At 84.1% G+C, this 586-nt stretch carries 1 protein-coding gene; it reads right to left on the reverse strand.

Annotated elements, in window-relative coordinates; genetic code table 11:
* Window positions 1-114 precede the first annotated feature (114 nt).
* Window positions 115-586: alpha/beta hydrolase (locus tag ACFWWQ_RS05935; RefSeq protein WP_384590757.1), on the reverse strand; the 472-nt coding region annotated here is incomplete at its 5' end.

Here is a 586-nt window from a genome sequence, read left to right on the forward strand (position 1 = left end):
GCGGGGGGTCTAGGGGGCGCGGGGGGGGGGCGGCCCGGGGGGGCGCGCGCCCCCCCCCCGCGGGGGGGGCCCCCCCCCCGGGGGGCCCCCCCCCCCGTCGCTGTGTCTTCCGGCTTACCGGGGGCTCGTCGCGCCCTTCCGGGCCTTCCCGGTGGCCCGCGTCCCGTCGCCCGGCTTCGGCTCGGCGCGGGGCGCGCAGTACACCCGGTGCCCGGGGACGGTGCCGTGCAGCAGATACGCCTCCACATGCGCGTTCACGCAGGTGTTGGGGCCGTACGCGATGCCGTGGGTTCCAGCGCCGTTCTCGGTGACCAGGGACGAGCCCGGCAGACGCTCCTGGAGTCCGAGGGCGCCCGGGTAGGGCGTGGCGCCGTCGCGTTCGGCGGCCAGCAGCAGGACCGGCGGCAGCGCGCCGGGCGCGGTACGGATGTCGACCGGACCGTGGTGCCCGGGGAGGGCCTGCGCCGCCCGGGCGGCGGGGGCCGGGGGGGCGGGCGCCCCCCCCCCCCCCGCCCCCGGGGCCCCGGGCGCGGGCCCCCCGGGGCCGGGGGGGCGCCCCCCGCGCCGCCGCCCCCCGGCGCGCCGC

Origin of the sequence: Streptomyces sp. NPDC059080 (assembly GCF_042739975.1) — a bacterium.
GTDB lineage: Bacteria > Actinomycetota > Actinomycetes > Streptomycetales > Streptomycetaceae > Streptomyces > Streptomyces benahoarensis.